Annotated in this window: 12 protein-coding genes and 1 pseudogene; 5 read left to right on the top strand and 8 right to left on the bottom strand. The window is 59.2% G+C overall.

Going from position 1 to position 18,866, the window contains the following annotated elements; translation table 11 throughout:
* Positions 1-360: 360 nt before the first annotated feature.
* The 5 genes and pseudogenes from C7G41_RS39080 to C7G41_RS30720 form a co-directional block, all read right to left on the bottom strand.
* Positions 361-675, bottom strand: a pseudogene (locus tag C7G41_RS39080) (hypothetical protein); the annotation flags it as partial.
* Positions 676-1,386: 711 nt separating this feature from the next.
* Positions 1,387-2,415, bottom strand: a complete 1,029-nt coding sequence (locus tag C7G41_RS30735; protein WP_106946038.1) for an ABC transporter substrate-binding protein — start codon at positions 2,413-2,415, stop codon at positions 1,387-1,389.
* Positions 2,416-2,528: 113 nt separating this feature from the next.
* Positions 2,529-3,329, bottom strand: a complete 801-nt coding sequence (locus C7G41_RS30730; protein WP_106946037.1) for an ABC transporter permease — start codon at positions 3,327-3,329, stop codon at positions 2,529-2,531.
* On the bottom strand, positions 3,326-4,174 hold the full coding sequence (locus C7G41_RS30725) for an ABC transporter ATP-binding protein (protein ID WP_199198698.1): 849 nt from the start codon (positions 4,172-4,174) through the stop codon (positions 3,326-3,328). Before C7G41_RS30725 ends, C7G41_RS30730 begins: the two co-directional genes overlap by 4 nt.
* A 100-nt stretch (positions 4,175-4,274) precedes the next feature.
* Entirely contained in the window at positions 4,275-9,779 is a 5,505-nt protein-coding gene (locus C7G41_RS30720) for an AAA family ATPase (protein WP_106946036.1), read from the bottom strand.
* A 607-nt stretch (positions 9,780-10,386) separates the two neighbouring features.
* On the opposite strand from C7G41_RS30720, the gene C7G41_RS30710 reads away from it, so the two are divergent.
* Genes C7G41_RS30710 through C7G41_RS30700 form a run of 3 tightly spaced genes read left to right on the top strand, consistent with a single transcriptional unit; the run spans position 10,387 to position 14,112 of the window.
* On the top strand, positions 10,387-10,911 hold the full coding sequence (locus C7G41_RS30710; protein ID WP_106946034.1) for a (2Fe-2S)-binding protein: 525 nt from the start codon (positions 10,387-10,389) through the stop codon (positions 10,909-10,911).
* A 3-nt stretch (positions 10,912-10,914) separates the two neighbouring features.
* A complete protein-coding gene (locus C7G41_RS30705) occupies positions 10,915-11,910 on the top strand; it encodes a xanthine dehydrogenase family protein subunit M (protein WP_106946033.1) in 996 nt (331 codons plus the stop codon).
* Between the two features lie 3 nt (positions 11,911-11,913).
* Positions 11,914-14,112 (top strand): xanthine dehydrogenase family protein molybdopterin-binding subunit, encoded by a 2,199-nt coding sequence (locus tag C7G41_RS30700; RefSeq protein ID WP_106946032.1) that lies wholly within the window; start codon positions 11,914-11,916, stop codon positions 14,110-14,112.
* A gap of 536 nt (positions 14,113-14,648) precedes the next feature.
* Here C7G41_RS30700 and C7G41_RS39075 read toward each other — a convergent pair.
* Positions 14,649-14,849, bottom strand: coding sequence for a transcriptional regulator (locus tag C7G41_RS39075; protein ID WP_373681173.1), 201 nt, complete (start codon positions 14,847-14,849; stop codon positions 14,649-14,651).
* Here C7G41_RS39075 and C7G41_RS38415 point away from each other — a divergent pair.
* Complete coding sequence (locus C7G41_RS38415) at positions 14,757-15,041, top strand: hypothetical protein (RefSeq protein ID WP_245446786.1); 285 nt, start codon at positions 14,757-14,759, stop codon at positions 15,039-15,041. The genes C7G41_RS39075 and C7G41_RS38415 overlap by 93 nt on opposite strands.
* A gap of 386 nt (positions 15,042-15,427) precedes the next feature.
* Here the strand turns inward: C7G41_RS38415 and C7G41_RS30690 are convergent, their stop codons facing one another.
* Complete coding sequence (locus C7G41_RS30690) at positions 15,428-16,069, bottom strand: response regulator transcription factor (RefSeq protein WP_106946030.1); 642 nt, start codon at positions 16,067-16,069, stop codon at positions 15,428-15,430.
* 316 nt (positions 16,070-16,385) lie between these two features.
* Here C7G41_RS30690 and C7G41_RS30685 point away from each other — a divergent pair, with 316 nt between their 5' ends.
* Entirely contained in the window at positions 16,386-16,736 is a 351-nt protein-coding gene (locus C7G41_RS30685; protein ID WP_106946029.1) for a response regulator transcription factor, read from the top strand.
* Between the two features lie 236 nt (positions 16,737-16,972).
* On the opposite strand, the gene C7G41_RS30680 is transcribed toward C7G41_RS30685, so the two are convergent.
* Entirely contained in the window at positions 16,973-18,583 is a 1,611-nt protein-coding gene (locus C7G41_RS30680) for an OprO/OprP family phosphate-selective porin (protein ID WP_106946072.1), read from the bottom strand.
* Between the last annotated feature and the right edge of the window lie 283 nt (positions 18,584-18,866).

The following is an 18,866-nucleotide window of genomic DNA, read 5'->3' as shown; positions in this document are numbered from 1 at the left end:
CGGTTCTAATAGCTCACGCGATTGACGCCATCCGCTCCTGAAGACGAGCGCAGCGGCGGAAGGTGGCGCCTCATCTGATGACAATTTAAGGACGCGGCATCAGTCGGCTTGCTTGTAACGATCCGAATTGGAGACGGTTCTAGACTGATAAAGATTGTCGCCAAACCTTATCAGTCGTGCGCGGCGGTTCACTTGGGCCCATCTCGCGCGACGCGCCGCGGGTGCCCGGCCGCTTCGCCGCCCCGCTGTCCGCTCCGGGCCAACCCGGCACAGCAGCAACTCGGACGTCGGGGGCGGAGTTGTTCGTCTCCAATGCGAGCCAACGGTCAACCTTTCGGCCCTTCCGGCAACTTAGGGCCATCAGGAAGCATGCGCTCGCGCGCGTTCGCGGGCTTCGCGCCGGCGCTGGCGACGTTCGCGTCGGCCCTTCGCTCGCTCCATGGGCTGCGGCAACGCTGGCACCAGCGCGGCAGCCGCTTCTATTGCGACCTTCTCAATCACAGCGTCTTCGCTTCGGCGCGCCTCCATGGACTCGAGCACGGCTCGCCCTTTGACCGTGATCATCCAGCCGCCGCTCTGACGCTCAATCAGGCCATCCGAAAAAATGTCTAGCCCGGGCACCCGCGCCGCCAGCCGCTTGGTGCGCTCGGCCCAGTCCGGGCCGCTGGTGGCGAGGAAGCGATCACTGCCCGGCGCGAGCCGCTGTTGCGAAGCCTCGATCGGCGGAGCAGACGGGAAAGCTCCGGCTGCAGAGCTTTAGCCGTTCTCACGATCCTCCGACTTGAGGACTCAACGATAGAGCGTACAGCTTGAGGGGCGCTCGCCGAATCACGCTGGCCTGCCGTGCGGTGAAGGCCGCAGCGGGAGGTTAAATCGCTGCGGCCCACACGTCGTCAAATCAAGCCGGGTAAAAACACCAAGGGTAGCGGAAACTTTGCGCGTGCAAAGCAGTCAATCAAGGGCGAGTACAGACGCTGATCGAAATGATCAGCGAAAGCTGAGCGCGGCTGAGATGGCAATCGAGTTTTGGAGGTGAGACATCGGCCTTTTGCTGCGAAGCCAGGGGTGCTGCACAGCGACCCAGTCGTATAAGCGCTCCTAGACCCGCTCTATGCTCGATCAATCCCGCGCGTCTTACCCGAACCACGCGTCGTCGCGAGTGCGTTATAGCGCACAACACAAAAAGCATGTCGCAACAGCGAAAACGAAGCGGCTAAACGAGCGCAGCCCAACCGGACGCAAACAGGCTCCGCCGACGACCATCAGAGCCCTCCAAACGTCCCATCTCACCCCGACGACGAGGAAAGCGAGGAAGAGGCCGAGCAGGCGCTCGAACCCGAGTCGCTCTGTGAGCTCGCTTGTACCACAAAAAAACCGGCTGCTCGTTCACTTGGTGAGCGGTCGCGAGGCAATGTAGGCCTCCATATATTCCGGTGCTGTGGCCTTCGTGATCTCCTCGAAGCTGAGTTCACGCGTGATAATGCCGTTGTGGTGGAGGAAATCGGCCATCTCCTTGGTAAACCTGACATGGCCGGAATATTTCTCACCAGGCTTCTGCCTAAGCGCAAGTGAGGACTCCTCAAGAGCCTCGCGCATGTCCTTGACCAAAACCTGCTTGTTCATCGTGAGGATCTTCAACGCATCGGCCGGATCCATGCCAGCGTAGCGAGCGAGGGCCTCGGCGGCGGCCTCAGGCTTCGCGTTAATCGCCCGCAAACTCTCGTCGAGGGCCGCGAGGAACATCTTCATGGTTTGCAAATTATCCGCCATCCATTGGCGGCGCCCCCAGTAGATCCCCGGCTGCTCGTAACCGCTTGCACCCGTAAAAGGTCCGACTGGTTTCCCGCCGACGCTCATCAGCTTGATGCCCCAAGGCTCATAAACGGAGATGCCGTCGACGTCCTTGTTGGTGAAAGCGGGCAACATGCTCGGGATGGCCATGTTCACGATCGATACGTCCTTGAGTGGAATCTTTTCAGCATTCAGATATTTCAGCAAGGTAAAGTGCGCAGAGGTGCCAAAAATCGTCGCAATCTTCTTTCCAGCTAATTGATTGGGAGAAGTGATTTCCTCGGACGGCTGCATAATCAAGGAGGTATTCGCCGTCTCAAGCCAGCAGAAGACCGAAATATCCATTCCCCCCACGACGCCGGCGATGAATGGAGGTAACCCCCCAAAGGCGATATCGATGTCGCCGGCCTTCATTGCTGCGAGAATGGGAGGGCCCGTGGTGAACTTCACGAACGTTGGTTTGAGACCGGCTTTCTCGAACAGCTTTTCCTTTTGCGCATAGAAGAATTCGAAGAAGGCGGCTGGCTGCCACCCGATCCGAATCTCGTTCGCGGCTTTAGCTGCATTTGTCAGGCCAATCAAAGCGCACATCACGAGACATGCATGAGACAGAAGTCGTTGCATTGCTTATCGCCCTTCGATGAGTGTCGCCAAATCGCGATGGAGCGGCCGGCGGAGCGCCGTCTGCTAAATTACGCTCGTTAATTCTCCTCCGTGATGTCGATGCAGCGGCTCGATCATTTGCCGCTCCAATGTACGAAGCGCCGTTCGAACATGGTGAGCCCGCGCTCCAGCAACAGGCCAATTAACCCAATGAGGACTATCCCAACATACAGATCAGGAATGCGGAAGAAAGTTGCTGCGTCCATAATAAGGTAACCAAGCCCGGCCTGGGCCGCCACCAACTCGGCGGCGACAACCACCGCCCAACTTAAGGCTAGAGCGACTTTCAGGCCAACGATTACATAGGGGAGCGCCTCGGGTAGAACGACCGCATAGAACAACCGAAAATTACTGATGCCGAATGTGCGGGCGACTCGGATAAGGTCCTGCGGGACCGCGCGCACACCCGCGGCGGTGTTGAGCGCGACGTACAGGAAAGACGTCAGAAATATCAAGACTATCTTCGAAAATTCACCAATTCCGAACCAGAGAATGACGAGCGGAATGTACGCGATCGGCGGGATAGGTCGAATGAAAGAAAAGAATGGCGCCAGCGCGCTTGAGATGATCCGATTGTAACCCATCGCTACACCCACGCAGATGCCGACGATCGCGCCGGCAATGAAGCCTACGCCCGCTCGGAAAAGGCTGGTGGCGATATGTACCCATAGCGGTGTGCCTCCATAACCCTGCGTGGCGAGTAGATAGACTTGGTACAACAGTTCTAAGGGGCCGACGAAGCTGGAGTGCATGGTTTCCGTTTCGCGCGCCCAAATGGACCAGATGATCAGAAGCAACAATGTGGACATCGTTCCGACAAGTGCCGGTCTGGCCTCCAGAGCGTTGGCGGCTTGCTTAAGGCGCGTGCGCATCATGGAAGCGGCCCCCGAATTCTGGTTGGATGCACCTCTTCCCGAATCAGTCCGAGGATGCGTTCTTTGCTTTCCTGAAATGCCGCTGTAGTCCGCGCTCGACAATCCGCGCGGGGTTGGGGCAAGTTGTTGGACAGGAGCGCCTTCGGCCGGCCGGGATTTGCGGACATAACGCAAATGTCGGTCGATAGGAAGATCGCCTCATCAACACTATGCGTAATGAAGAGCACAGTTTTTCGTGTGCGTTGCCAAATTTCGAGCAATTCCTCTTGGAGGACCTCGCGCATCTGAGCGTCCAATGCTGCGAACGGCTCGTCCATCAGCAAGATCTTTGGATTCGCCGCGAGTGCACGCGCGATTGCCACTCGTTGCTTCATCCCGCCGGACAACTGATAGGGATAATGGTGCCGAAAGTCCTTCAAGCCGACGAGATCGAGATATTGAAGCGCCACGTCCGCTCGTTCGGACTTCGGAAGCTTGTGGCCGTGAAGGGCAAATTCGACGTTCTTCAAAACGCTTAGCCAGTGGAATAACGCATAACTTTGAAAGATGACGCCGCGATCCGGGCCCGGACCGGTAACAGCTTCGCCAAAAGTAGCCACCTCACCAGCCTTGGCTTCGATGAAGCCGCCGACGATATTCAACAAGGTAGTCTTGCCACAGCCGGAAGGGCCAAGCACGGTGAAGAACTCGCCCGTCTTTATCTGGATGTTAATGTCGCTCAATACTTGCGTCCGGCCCGACGGTCCGTCGAACCAGTGGCCCACCCCATCCAAACTCACCGCGATTTCGTCGGTCGTCGGCTCCACCATCTCAAGCGCTGGGCTCTTTCGAGTAATAAACGGCATCCAGTCGCCTCCTGAATCTCTTTTCACTAATCTCGGCAGCTATGGTTCAAATGGCCCGGCTACCAGCAGCCGCATTCACCTTTTTGCAGGATCAGGCCCTTCACGGTTCGGGCTCCCAAGCGATGTTTCCGGTCGGCAGCATCATTTGAAAGATCGCGCCGTGAGGCTCGTTTGACGCGGCCCACAGGCGCCCACCATGCGCCTCTACGATAGAGCGGCAGATCGACAATCCCATCCCCAAACCGCTCGATTTGGTCGTATAAAAGGCCTCGAAGATGCGAGCCAAGTTCGCCGGAGGCAGCCCGGGACCCGAATCGCTTACCGCAACGAGCATGCCACCCGACTCGGCCTCGCTGGTGCTGATCAGCAACGCGCGCGATCCCTCGCGTACCTCGCTCATCGCTTCAATTGCGTTCATGATCAAGTTTAGGATGACCTGTTGCAACTGGATTTTATCTCCCAGAATGTAGGGCAGCCCTTCTGACAGTTCCAGCTTCATTGAAACGCTATGCTGCGACATGGCGACACGAGTCAGAGCGACAATCTCCAGAATCGCTTCATTGATTTGCAATTCTTCCTTCTGAGCCGGCGCCTTTTTAGAGAAATCACGAATCCGGCTCACAATCTCGGCCGCCCGCTTGCCGTCGCCGATGACGCGGTCAATCAACGTTTTCGCCTTCTCCAAATTTGGCGGCTGACGAGCCAGCCAGCGCATAGCCGTTCCGGCATTCGTAAGCAGAGCCGCGATAGGTTGGTTGACTTCGTGCGCAATGGAGGCTGAAAGTTGACCCATTGTCGCTACACGGTTCGCGTGCGCCAACTCTGCCTCCGCTCGCTTTCGCTCGCTCAGGTCGACGACGAAGGCAACGGCCTCGTGGCGGAGTTCGCCGAAGCTCGCCCCACCCACAAGTACGGGCACGCGACTGCCGTCTTTCCGAAAAAAATCCTTTTCACTTGGTTTCCAGGTTCCAGTAGAAGCCAGCTCCGCTAGGAGCTGTTCTTCAGCTCCGGCCCATTCGGGAGGCGTCAAGCCGGTGAGGCTCAGACGACCCGAAAGGACGTCATCGTGGCCATAGCCCACGATGCTGAGAAACGCGTCGTTGGCCTCTATGATACGACGGTCAAGATTGAAAATGCATATCCCGATGATATTGGATTCAACAAGGCGCCGAACTTTAGCTTCTCGTTCTTGGAGAACGCCATATAGACGGCTGTTCTCCAACGAAATTGCGACTTGCGAGCCCAAAAGCTCAAGGAGACGCGCGCGATTCGGAGTGAAGACGTGCGACGCCAGTGTGTTCTCCAGGTAGAGCAGTCCGACCATTGCGCCTTGACGAATGAGTGGAAGGCAAAGGATCGATCGCTGTTGGCGAAGACCAAAATATGGATCTCCGGAGAAGAGATTTTGCTTAGCCGCGTCGTCCAAGATTACGCTCTCTTGCGTCCTCATGACGTAGCGGACGATGGCTTCGGGAACAGCCGGACCGGCTACGGGGCCGTAGTGGAGGACAATTTTCTCACCATTCGCCCGCGCCTCGGCTTCAATGCGGTAGTCACTCTCCTGTGGCAGGATCAGCAAGCCACGGTCGGCGCCCGCATTTTGCAGGGCGATGGTCATGAGCCGCTCGATCAAGCCGGGCAGCAGCATTTCGCTGGATAGCGCCTGCGAGGCCTTCACGACGGCAGCCACGTCGAGCTGTTGATCCGTGGAAGTAGCGTCTCTTTTCCGGCCGCGCAGACCGGCCATGACCAGTTGTGGATAGCGGGCCTCAAGTTGCCGCACCTTGCCATCGGCACCCCAATGCAAATAGCCGGCGTGGGCCTTTTCTAGAAACAACTCGGCGATCACCTCAAAGCCGCGCGCGGCGTGGAAGCGCGCGGCTGCTTCGCAAGCAAGCGCCTCATTATGGATAAATCCGTTTGCGCGCGCCGAACGGATCGCCTGTTCGTATAGACGCTCGGCATCAAGGTCACGGTACTCCAGGCGAGCCAGCTCGGCGGCGAGCAGCGCTGCGCGGTCTTCGAAATTCTCAGGACAGCGCGCGGCCCACATCTGAAGTTGCTGGTGGTGCGCTGTCAGAGCCTGCCAGTGCGTCGTCTGCCGATCGGGTCGAACGCCCTCGACGGCCTCGATAGACCCAGCCCGGGCGAGTGCAGCATAAAAGTGGTACTCGGCGCGCTCGACCGGTGACGGACCAAGGAGCATGCCTTGTGCCTTGACGGCCGCATCAACACCTGACGCATAATCTTCTGTAAAGACGCACGCCTGTAGCTTTCGGGTCCAATATGCATACTTGGGGTTCGTCAGATTTGAATCTGATTCAAGGTACTGCTCGTAGTCGCTTTCATTGACCTCTGTATCATCGAATAATCTGAGATCGAGCGATCGGCCTCTGAGCCTCCGAATCAAGTAGAGCTTGTTAAGGATGATGCAATAAACAAAACTAGAACCAGTCTTCCGCGCAATGCCGAGGCCATTCGCTGCCTCCAGTTCCAACTCGTGAAGAGGCTCACCAGAAGCGATCAAATTCTTGATAACGTGAGAGCGACAATGACTAGCATAAAGAACGTCACCGATTTTATCTGCCTCATCGCAAGCTCGTAGAAGGAGCGAGCGGCCAATTCGAAAATGATGGGTCAATGGGCTGATGCCTCCCCCAATTCTGAGGTAAATGCGGGCCTTTAGGGCATCCAAGCCGCGCTTGTCGACCAGATCGAGGCTGAGCTGGGCAAAGCGCAGGGCTGTCGAGTGGTCTCCGAAGTCAGTGGCCAAGGCCAAAGCTAGCGAGATATAGCTGAGGCACGATGCATCGCTGTTGCCGTGCTCAAGGCTGAGGTTCACCATGCGCGTGACCAACAGGTAGTTGAAGTTGTTGTCCGTGTTGTTGCCGGACGGCACGAGCTTGGACAGAACGTTCATGGTCGCGAGCGTGCCGGTGTCATTCATCACGGGAAGATCAATCAGACTCTCGATCGGACGGGTTCCAAGCTGTTGCCACAAACGATCGAACTCCTGTCGGACGTCGTGATCGGATGGATGAGGCGACCACTCGATGCCAACCTGCCGGAGATACTCGAGTACGACGTCGAGAGCGCGCGCCGACCGAGCGAGCATTATGTACAGGTCTACGCGCAGAGAGGTGACGGCAGCTAGATCGACAAGGGTTTTCGTGCGACTCGCAAGCACCGATAGCCGTTCTTCGGCATTCTCCAAATCGTGGGTCAAGAACTCGCACTCAGCGTGGTGAAATTCGAGTTCGAAGGTGAGAGGGTACTGTCGCGTCCAGCAATCTTCTGCCAGCAGCGCGCGGCCGGCTGCAAAATGGGTCAGTGCCGATGAATAGGCCGCTGCGTTCTTGGCGCGTTTGCCTGCAGTCAAATTGAGCTGTGCCAGTTGCTCGCGCTCGTCTTGCGAGGTGAGCAATGCCATGCTTCGATTGAAATGACTTACGATCTCGAAAATGATCTCTTCGCGCTTGTCGGGCGGCGTATGCGCCAGCAACAAACGGCCGATCCGCAGGTGCGCTTCGGCGCGCGCGTCGGCAGGAATAACCGAATAGGCTGCCTCCTGGATGCGATCATGCTGAAAAGCGTAGGAGTCTTCCAAGCGGAGCACCATCCCGCCTCGAACGGCCTCCCAGAGGCTATGATGAAGAAGTTCCTGCGACGTCTCGCAGACGGTTTCAAGGAGGGCGAACACCGCACTGGAGCCGACGCACGAAAGGTGGCAAAGTGCCGTTTGGGTTTCTGATGGCAAACGACCGAGTTTACCGACCATGAGATCGACGACGTTATCGGTGTAGCGCTTTGCGTGGATGCAATCGAGATCCCAGGACCATTGCGCCCGACTTTGATCGAAAACCAGCATCGCTTCATCTGCGAGCGCAGAGAGAAACTGAATAGCAAAAAATGGATTTCCGCCGGTCTTCTCGTACACCAGCTTCACCAACGGGTTCGCTTGTCCAATCTCGCAGCGCAGGGAATCCGAAATCAAGTGTCCGAGGTCGTGATAGCTCAAGGGCGCCAATACGATGTCGTGTACCGTTGCGCCCGCCCGACGGATCGCATCGAGCTTGCGCAAAAGTGGGTGCGTAGCGCTGACCTCGTTGTCTCGGTAGGCGCCAATCAACAGCAAATGTCTGACGGCTGATCGCGTCAGAAGATCTTCGATCAGGTCGAGCGTGGCGGCGTCGAGCCACTGAAGATCGTCGAGGAAGAGCGCAAGCGGATGCTCTGGGCGCGCAAAGACACTAATGAACCGCCGCAGCACTGCTTGGAATCGGCGCTGCGCATCGTGCGGCGGTAGATCGGGGACGGCCGGCTGTTTGCCGATGACAAGTTCCACCTCGGGGATGAGGTCTACAATCAAACGTCCGTACGCGCCCAACGCTTCGGCAAGCGCCTCCCGCCAGCTTTGGAGCTCAGTCTCGCTCTTGCTCAGGATGTGCCGGACCAGACTTTGAAAGGCCTGCGCCAACGTAGCGTAAGGAATGTCGCGCATGAACTGATCGAACTTGCCGGCAGCGAACAGACCTCGTGGCGGTACCAGAACCTTGTGGAGCTCATGCACCACCGAGGACTTGCCGATGCCCGAATATCCGGAGACGAGAACCATTTGCGGAGTGCCGACCGCCACGACATTTTGGAATGCGCCGAGCAGGGTGGTGACCTCTTGCGCACGCCCGTATAGTTTCTCGGGAATCAACAGCCGATCCGCGGAGTCATGCTCTGCGAGCTGAAACAGGTCGATCCGGCCCTGCGCTTCCCATTCGGCGCGGCATCGTCGAAGATCATGCTCGAGGCCGGCGGCGGTCTGGTACCTCTCCTCAGCAATCTTGGCGAGTAACTTCATGACGAGCTGCGAAATAGGGGGCGGGATCGTCTCCAGCCTTTGACACGGCGGTATCGGCATTTTAGCGATGTGACAATGAACCCAATCCAAGGGATCATGCGCGCTGAACGGCAGCCTTCCCGTGAGCATCTGGTAGAACGTAACACCAAGGGAGTAGAGGTCGCTTCGAGAATCGATTGAGCGATTCATCCGGCCAGTCTGTTCCGGTGCCATATAGGGGAGCGTGCCGGCGATAAATTCGGGCGCTGAGGGGGCCTGCCGCTCTCGAGCAAGCCGTGACGCGAGTCCGAAGTTAGTAAGCCGTACCTCATTGCTCGCCGTGGTTACTAAAATACTGGCAGGTTTGATATCCTTGTGGATCAGGCCGTGCTGGTGCACCCTTCCCAGGGACGCGGCAACGCCGATTGCGAGCCGCAGGAAATCTCCTACCTCCATCGGCCCGCCGAGGAGCCCATCGAGGAGCTCGCCGCCTGCATCCTCAAGCACCAGAAAGGTCTGACCGCGTTCGCGCTCAAGTTCAAGGGGGCGTACCGCCCACGTGCTGTCCAGCTCATGCTTAAAGGAGAATTCGTGGGCAAGGCGATCGCAGGCGGTCCGCGTTGGCCGTTCCGCGGCCGGGAACTTGACCAGCACGCCGACTTGCATACCTTCACTTGTGTGACGCCACCCTCTGCCGAGAGTGAGTTCACCGTCCTCCGACAACACTCGAAGGCCGCCAAGTCCGCTCGCGCTGAAGCGAGAAGACAGATCCATCGCAAACCCTGCCGCTGAGCCGGGAGATGGCACGACCTTTGCCTATCCTTGTCCTTGCCGCGTTGTCCTTCCCTCTCCTAAGGAACATTAGCCGTTTGCACATACCCTTGAAAGCCGTATGTGCAAGGCCCGAAAGACCGGCTGTAGACTTCCTTCCTAGCCGTCTGCGATCTCGAGCTTAGGGCGGACCAACAAGACCAACGTCCGAGCCGGATCGATCACCTCGTTGCTCATGAAGAGAGTCGTTCCGCTGATCGGATCGGGGACGCAAGAACTCTCGCTGGGCATGGGCTTTCGTAGGAAATGCCGGTCGAGGCGTTGAGCCCGGTCACCATTCTTCATGGATCGCGCTAACGATGTCGCGCGCCAGCGCACTACCCGCTCCATCGCCGTGGAGCGGTGCTTCCTTTTGTCGAACCTCGTAGTGCATCGCGCTCATCCTAGCATTGAATTGGTTTCACTTCCTGCTTGCTCGAGAACGGTAAAAACTAGAGCGGCAGGCTACGGGTGGTGATCGATCCCGCATCGATCTTGATTGGTTGCACAACTATTCGGGGAAAAACGATGGAGAAACGGCAAGTTCCGGGCGCACAATACGACTCAGGCGATGACGGCCGATGAGCAGGCGGCCGACCAGGCCGCACGCGGTGAATCAGAACGCGTCGACGTCACACTGACTGTCAATGGCGAGACGCGGTCGCTCGCGATCGATCCGCGCACGTCACTCCTCGATCTCCTGCGCGAGCATCTGGCCCTCACTGGTGCGAAAAAGGGCTGCGATCATGGACAGTGCGGCGCCTGCACTGTGCATTTGGACGGCCGACGCATCGTGTCCTGCCTCATGCCGGCGGTGCAGACCGACGGGCGCGCGGTGAAGACGATCGAAGCTCTGGCCAGTCCGAACGGTGAACTTCACCCGATGCAGCGGGCGTTCATCGACCATGACGCATTGCAGTGTGGGTATTGCACACCGGGGCAGATCATGGCCGCCGTGGCGTGCGTCGATGAAGGGCACGCCGGTTCGACTGAAGAGATCCGCGAATACATGAGTGGCAACATCTGCCGCTGCGGCGCCTATGTTGGCGTCGTTAGCGCGATCCAGGATGCTGCGGCCAAGATGCGGAGGACCTGAGGCATGCAAACTTTTAGCTATACGCGTGCGGAGACCGTTGAAGACGCCGTTCGCAGCGTTGCAGGCGCCGGGCCGCGGACGTGCTTCATCGCGGGGGGCACCACGCTCTACGACCTGATGAAGCTCAATCTCGAGACGCCAAACAAGATAGTTGACATCACCGGGCTCAGGGATTTGAATCACATCGACGCTGGGGGACACAGTGAACTCGTATTCGGCGCGCTCGCCCGTATGAGCGACGTGGCGGCCCATCCGCAGATCGCCGATGAGTATCCCGCCATCTCGGAATCGCTATGGCGAGCGGCCTCGCAGCAGCTCCGCAACGTGGCGACGCTCGGCGGCAATCTCCTGCAGCGCACGCGGTGCGTCTACTTCCGCGGTGGTGAGCCGTTCGCCTGCAACAAGCGAGACCCCGGCAGCGGATGCGCGGCGCAGCAAGGTAATGATCGTGGCCATGCGTTGCTTGGTGGAAGCAGTTCCTGTGTCGCTGTATACCCCGGTGATTTAGCGGTCGCTCTCGTTGCGTTCGACGCAAAAATCGACGTGCTCGGCGTGACTGGAGAGCGCACGATTGCCGTGGAAGCTCTGCACCGCGAGCCGGGAACGAGTCCGAATGTCGAGACCACGCTCAAATCCGGTGAATTGATCCTACGTGTTCGTGTGCCCAAGACGACGATGGGTCGAGCATCAACGTACCACAAGATACGGGACAGAGAGTCCTATGCCTTCGCACTCGCCTCCGCGGCCGTTGCGCTGGACATGGATGGCGACACCGTCCGGGATGCGCGCATAGCTATTGGTGGGCTCGCCACGCGGCCCTGGCGCGCTCGTGCGGCGGAGCAGGTCCTGGCAGGCAAGACGCTCTCGCAGCGAACCGCACGGCAGGCCGGCGATGCTGCCCTGCACGAAGCAAAGCCTGGCCGTAACAACTCCTTCCGCATCGAACTCGGCGCGCGTACCGTCGCAGACGCCCTGATGATTGCAAGGCAAAGAGCTTAAGCTATGACCAGCCTGCCGTATCCTTATACGATCCGCGTTGATGCCGAGGACAAGGTCCGCGGCAAACCGATCTACGCGGCGGACGACAATCGTCCGGGTCTCCTTCACGCTGCGCTGGCGGTCTCGACCATCGCTAAGGGGCGCATCACCGACATCGATACGCAAGCGGCCAGCGCCGTGCACGGCGTCAGACTGGTGCTCACCCACAAGACGATGGGCGCTGCAAAGTCCGCCGGCTTTATCATGGGCGGCGGCTATGGGTTTCAAAGCCTCCAGCCCATGCTGTCGCCGGCAATCGCATATCGCGGCCAGCCCATCGCCCTCGTTGCCGCCGAGACACTTGAACAGGCGGTTGAATCGGCGCACCTCGTTAGAGCCCGCTATGCTGAGGAGCCGTTCGGCGTCAGCCTCGACGCGCCGGGCGTTGAAGTCGTCCATCAGGCAGATACGCCGCTGAAGAACTTCATCCCCGAGATCGCCTCAGGCGATGCGGACCAGGCCCTCTCAAAAGCACCAGTCAAGATCGATGCGGTGTTCAAGGCCCCGCCGCAGCACCAGAACCCGATGGAGCTGATCGCCTCGGTAGCCGAATGGCGAGGCAATAAGCTCACCGTGCACGAGGGCACTCAGAATGCCGAGGCCGTTCGTCACGGTGTTGCGACGGCGCTTGGTATCGCGCCGGAGCAGGTGGAAGTGATCTCGCCATATCTCGGTGGCGGCTTCGGCCAGAAGAACTCGTTGCAGATGCAAACGCTGTTAGCGGCCGTGGCGGCGCGCGAAACCGGGCGGCCGGTGAAGCTGGTCGTCCCGCGAGCCACCCTCTTTCATGCTGCGAGCTTCCGGCCAGAGAGCCGCCACCATATCCGGCTCGGTGCCGAACGAACTGGAAAAATGCTAGCAGCCATCCACGAAGTCGACGCGCAAACTTCCCGGCATGACCTCTTTCCTGGCGAATACACGGCGACCAGTTCGCGCCTTTATGGGTTTGGCAGTTTCCGGGGTGTGGAGCGCCTCGTTCGCACCGACGTGCAGACGCCCGGTTATATGCGCGCCCCGTTCGAGCATCCGGCCTGCTTCGCCATGGAATGCTGTGTCGACGAACTGGCCTATTCGCTCGGCCAGGATCCGGTGGCACTGCGGCTGGCCAACGACACCGATACCGACGTGGCGACTGGGCTACCCTTCTCGTCGCGCTATCTGGCTGAGTGCCTGAAGCGGGGTGCCGAGCTATTTGGCTGGACCAGGCGTTCTATGGCGCCGCGCTCTATGCGCGCTAAGGACGGCAGTGCGATCGGGTGGGGCGTGGCGGTAGGCGCCTATCCAGGACTGACCACGCCGGCGGTTGCGCATTTGAAGGCCGACGAAGATGGCTGCGTGGTGATCAGCATCGGTGGCCACGAAATGGGGCAGGGCATCCGTACGTCTCTAGCGAACACGGTCAGCCGCAAGCTCGGCGTTCTTCCCGAAAAGGTCAGGGCGGTGATCGGGGATACGCGCGCCGCTCCTCAGCACCTCACCGCCGGCTCCTGGGGCACGGCCTCCGCCATCCCGGCGGCCGAGGATGCTGCGGATGCAATGCTGATGGCTCTCGCCGAGATGTCGCCTGCGGGCATTGCAGACCGCACCCCGGCTGAGATCCTCAAAGCCGCCGGCCGGCGCACGCTGGAGGTTGAGGTACAGAGAAAGCCCCCGGGCCAGCCTGATGAGATCCTCGGACGGCTCCGCGCCGGGTTGCCGTCCGTCGCGGGTCCCGTCTACCGCAGCCACGTTACCTTTAGCTACATCGCTCATTTCGTGGAGGTTGTCATCGAGCCGGGCACGCGGCGCATCCGGGTGCCGCGTGTGGTGAGCGTCGCCGATTGCGGCCGAGTCATAAGCCCACGCACGGCGGCTAGCCAAGTACGAGGTGGAGTCGTTTGGGGGATTGGCGCGGCGCTGCGCGAATCCAGCGAGGTCGATCCTCGCTATGGCGGTTTCCTGAACGCCGATCTCGCCGACTATGTACTGCCGGTGAATGCCGACATCGGCTCTATCGATGTGGAATTCATCGACAAACCCGACCCGGTTTTTAACCGCAGCGGGGTCAAGGGCCTTGGTGAGGTGGCGATGACGGGTGTGGCACCTGCGATCGCCAATGCCGTGTTTCATGCGACTGGCCGTCGTTTGCGCGATCTGCCGGTCCGCATCGATCACCTGCTCTAGATAGCGTCAGGCCAGCCTCCGATCTGCTCAAATGAGCCGGGCCGCCGCGACTGCGTCAACGGTTTGCTCCAAGAAACCGGATCGACATCGCTCTGGAGAGGCAATCCATGCCGTTGCCTCGAGCATCAAGCGCCACCTCAGGTGAATCAGAGCCCTTTTGCCGGCTATCCGAAAGTTGGCCCTCGCAAGCGCCGGATAGCTACTTCAAGCGAGGATCGCCGCGCGAAAGCGGGTTCAGGTCTCATCCTTTGTCCCGCCCCGACCTTGTTCCGGGAGACGAAGAAGAAAGCACCAAGGATAGGACGTTCTGGTTCATCCAGAGCCAATACTTCGGCCGAAGAGAGACAAAGGCAGTTCGATTGGTCAGACATGTGTGCTTCGACATGCCGGAGTGAAAAGTTGTCGCTTGTTGCGGTGTTGGCCACTATCGCGCCGCCCGGCGAAGCGACGTCCGCTACACCGTCTCGGCGACACGACGATTTTGTGCGACCATCCAGCCAAGCGGAATGGGACCAAGTGGCGGGCCATGGCACGCTTTACGACGGAAGCCGTTGCACCGGCGCGACAAACACATATCCTCTCGTATGTATGGTTACAATAAAGCGCTGATGCTTCGGGCTTAATGCCCGCCTAAGGTCACCCACTTGAACTCTGATGTTCGAATCGTCGACCGCGACGTCCTGCCAGACTTGCTCCAAGATCTGGCGGAGGCTGACAACTTCGCCGGCCCGCTTCACGAGCAATACCAGTATGTCGAAGGCCCGGCCGCCAAGCTCGATCTGATCGTGTCCCTCAAACAAGAGCCGTCTGCCAGGTATCAAGGTATAAGGCCCGAATTTGAAGTGTTCGGATTCTACGGCTCGCAGCTGCAATATTCGCCCCAGCACATCCTCGCCCCGCTGTGTGGGGGCACACATGAGTTCATTTGATTGCATGGCATTCACCCACTTTCGATTGATGTCCCTCCGGCCTGTGAGCCTTGGGCAACAAGTGGATTTATTAAGGCGATCGGCACCAGGCAGCAATTGCACGTTGGTGGGATTGCGATGTCGCTAAGATGGAAAATCTAATACTGACGTATAGGTGGCAGCGACATGAGGAGGGGGCGAGCTCATATGCAAGACAGCTTCGAGGCTTCTGATTTGGGAAGCGCGACTTCTGCATGGTGCTGCCACTCGGGAGTAGGAAGGCGGTCGGATGCCTTTCCAACTTCGCGTGCCGCTGTTCGCCATTATTCAATCGGGGCAGAGAGCACCGGGCTGTACTATTTGAAGCGTCGATCTGCGAAGCCTTCAAAAGAGGCGTATGTCCTTATCTATAATCGCCGTTTGCCACGAGACGCTTTCAATGCATCAGCCATTCGAACCAACTCGGCATACGTTTTGGCGCTCATCTTGTGCATCGCTGCACCACGATGGATTTTGACCGTGATTTCGCTAACGCCTAGATCGCTTGCAACCTGCTTGTTCATTTTACCAGCGGTGACATGCCACATCACCTCCTGCTCGCGGGGCGAGAGAGTGTCAAAACGCTCCTTGAGTTGAAAGAGATCGTATTCAGTGCTCCGACGTTGTCGGTCGCGCTCAATAGCGGCCATGACCGCGTCAAGCATATCCTGGTCCCGAAACGGCTTCGGAAGGAAGTCGACTGCGCCGCGTTTCATGGCGCGAACCGACATTTCAATGTCTCCAAACCCGGTTATCATGATGACCGGCATCCCTACTCCAATCTGACCCAGGCGACTCTGGAATTCGAGGCCGTTCACGTCCGGCAGGCGGACATCAAGAATGATACAGCCTGGTCTGTCCGCCCGGTTCGCGGACAGGAAATCCTCGGCAGTCGCATACGTGAGGGTTTGCAGGCCCACTGAATCAAAAAGACCTTCCAACGCGCTTCGCATGGAAGCATCGTCATCGACCACATGCACAAGTGGTTTTTCGTTTGCGGACAACAGCATGATGTTGAACCTAGAGTCTATCCAGACGGAAATGCTATCAAAATGGCACGTTTTAGGCGATCATATATTCCAGTTCAGCAGAGCTCTTCGGAGCCACGCCGAAACTGCCGACTACAACAGTCTGACAGAAGCCGCATTGCCCGGCTGACGAGTTAAGGGAACTATTGTCAGATCTTGATCAAGCCGCTGATTTTCTCGGATGCTCAACCATACCGCGCGCCCGACCTAACACTCTCGTATAGTTCCTTCGCCCATGGGGCCGTGCGAATGTGGTGTTGCGACCGTGCCGTCTATCTAGTTCGGGGTAGGATACTGAGTGCCAGAAGAGCCAAAAATTGCAGTCATCGACGATGATGATTCGTTGCGTGTGGCACTGGTGGATTCGCTTTCCTCGCGGGGTTTTGGAGCTGATGGATACTCCTCTGGGGAGAGCTTTATTTCGACAGCTGCTAACAGATCCTATGATTGCGTCGTCACAGATATTCATATGTCTGGAATGAGCGGGCTTGAGCTAGTTCAATGGCTTGAAGCCCGAGGATCGCTGATTCCAGTAATACTGGTTACAGCGAATACGGAAGCAATTCTCGAGACAGCCGGTGCAGCGGGCTTACTCAGAAAGCCCTTTGAAATAGATGATCTGATCAAATGCATTGAAAATGCCTTGTGAAGCGGAACTCCGGCGACTGGTGGCTACGCGAACTGCATCGCTTCGCTCGGGTAAGCGCTTTGTCGGCTTGCGGAATGTGACAGGGCGGCATCATGGTGCCCTCTCTTGCGCATTTGCAGGAGGTAACCTTCAACCGTAAAATAGTCGCTCGTGGGCCGATTTCGACCGTGCGTGCCGTGTTCCTCGGTTCGCGCATGGAAGAACAAACGCGGCCCAGCGCTCCATCAATGCATCCTTCAGAACGCGAACTGCGTCCGCATGGCGACCGCATCGAACTTCGAGCCAACATTGGCGGCCGAGATTGGCGAGGCCTGCCTCGACACCGTGCCGTGCAAATAGTCCAGCATGAAACGGACGTTGCCGTTGACGTACCAGTTCAGCGCCGCCGTGTAGACGGTCTGCCGGCCGCCCGCGATGCCGGTGGCGGTCCCGAGCTGATCGTTGAGGTCGATCGTGGAGAAGCGTCCCGCGATTTCCCACGCACCCCAGCCGCCGCCCTCGAGCGAGAACGGGTGCGCCGGCTTGACGCCGCCATAGGCCGCATTCGCCGCATTGTAGCTGCGACCCTCGCCCGTCAGCACGTAGCCGGCCTGCGCGTAGCCGCCCTGGAATTTGAGGCTCGGCGCACCCAGCGGCGGCAGACCGGTATTGGCGCTGCGATCGATGTTGTACCAGAAATACTCGCCTTGCAGGATCAATGGCCCATAGGTGGCGGCCGCTTCGACGCTGTAGACCTGCGCGCCGGAGGCATTGGCGATTGCGCCGGTCGTGGCCAGTGCCGTGGGATCGATGCGCAGTTCCGGACGATCGTTAAGCGTCACCGTCTGCGCACCCGTCACCATGTTGCGCGACGGCTGGATCAGCCATTCGGCATTGCCGCCAAGATGCAGCGAGTAATCCTTGCCGCTGACGACCTGGCCCGCAACGCGGGCGACGGCGCCATACTGCTCGGAGGCACCGTTCGGTGCTGCGCTCGACGCCGAATGGATCGCGCCGGTCGAGGGCCCCGTGACATAGCCGCCGATCCAGAGCTGGTCGTTGTACCAGCGCGTGCCGACAGCCGAGCGGAAGTCGCCCGCGGCGATGCTGGTCGCGACGATGCCGGCCGAGGCGCGCTCCATGAACATGATGTCGTTGGAGCTCGTGGCTTCATCGAGAGTGTAGGGTAGGTCCATGATGCCGCCTTCGATGGCCATCTTGCCGCCGAACGGTTTCAGGCCGGTATAGCTGAGATAGGCGTTCTCGACGCCAGAGACGCCGCCGCCGGGCAGCGAACCCGGAGCTGCGCCGCCAAACCCGTCGGAGGAGCCGCCGAAGTCGTAGACCAGCGCGAAATTCCAGTCGTGGAAGAACTTGCCGGCGACACCGATGCGCGCGCGGCGGACGTTCTCGCCGCTGTCGAGCTTCTGCGGCACGGTTGCCGCCGTGTTGGGCCGATAGTCGTAGCCGCCGACATCCCAATGCACGCGGCCTGTGATCCCGACGCAGTTTGCCCCATCGGCCGTGCAGATGGTCGGCCGGTTGTTCGGCATCGTCACGACGACGCCGGATGCGGGCGCCGGTCCCTTGAGCGGGATCGCCGCGTTGGCGTTGGCGACGACGGCCTTCGCTTCGGACCGCGCCTCAGCTTTCGCCTCCGCCTTGGCTTCGGTCCTGGCCTTTGCCGCAGCGGCAGTGTTCGCAGCGGTCTGGCTCTGGAGCTTGTCGAGCTTCTGCTCCAGCAACTTCAACTGCTGCTTCAGGAGCGTGATCTCCTGGTCGCTGCTGCTCGCCGATTGGGCCCGGGCCTGAGAGGCCGCCAGTGCGGCGGCGAGGCCCAGTGTTGCGGCCGCGAATGTTTTGCTGATCACTGGCATCCCCCTTTTTGAAATTTTCCAGCTTGATCCTTGAAGCCTGCACCGGTCCTTGCGCTCGCACAACTCCCGGCGCTCTCACGATATGGCAGCAGTTCTGACATGAGATTTGCACCGAGTCCGTGGAGATGGGCAGGGCCATGGTAGAGCTAGCGAGCGATTTGTTTGAAGTCTTGCCTGTAAGCCTAGGCGGCGCTCAGGACCCCAAGTCGCCTGCCGGATGGCCGCCTTATGCGAGGCGTCAAGGCAAGCTCCGCTATCGCCGCGGAGAGCATTT

Source organism: Bradyrhizobium sp. MOS002, from assembly GCF_003020115.1.
GTDB lineage: Bacteria > Pseudomonadota > Alphaproteobacteria > Rhizobiales > Xanthobacteraceae > Bradyrhizobium.
The sequence above is the reverse complement of the archived record's forward strand: the minus strand, read 5'-3'. Positions and strand labels throughout refer to the sequence as shown.

Bases quoted from the DNA above. Each gene is read 5' to 3' on its own strand.
- C7G41_RS30735 (WP_106946038.1), bottom strand. From the start codon at position 2,415: ATGCAACGACTTCTGTCTCATGCATGTCTCGTGATGTGCGCTTTGATT.
- C7G41_RS30730 (WP_106946037.1), bottom strand. From the start codon at position 3,329: ATGATGCGCACGCGCCTTAAGCAAGCCGCCAACGCTCTGGAGGCCAGA.
- C7G41_RS30725 (WP_199198698.1), bottom strand. From the start codon at position 4,174: ATGCCGTTTATTACTCGAAAGAGCCCAGCGCTTGAGATGGTGGAGCCG.
- C7G41_RS30720 (WP_106946036.1), bottom strand. From the start codon at position 9,779: ATGGATCTGTCTTCTCGCTTCAGCGCGAGCGGACTTGGCGGCCTTCGA.
- C7G41_RS30710 (WP_106946034.1), top strand. From the start codon at position 10,387: ATGACGGCCGATGAGCAGGCGGCCGACCAGGCCGCACGCGGTGAATCA.
- C7G41_RS30705 (WP_106946033.1), top strand. From the start codon at position 10,915: ATGCAAACTTTTAGCTATACGCGTGCGGAGACCGTTGAAGACGCCGTT.
- C7G41_RS30700 (WP_106946032.1), top strand. From the start codon at position 11,914: ATGACCAGCCTGCCGTATCCTTATACGATCCGCGTTGATGCCGAGGAC.
- C7G41_RS30690 (WP_106946030.1), bottom strand. From the start codon at position 16,069: ATGCTGTTGTCCGCAAACGAAAAACCACTTGTGCATGTGGTCGATGAC.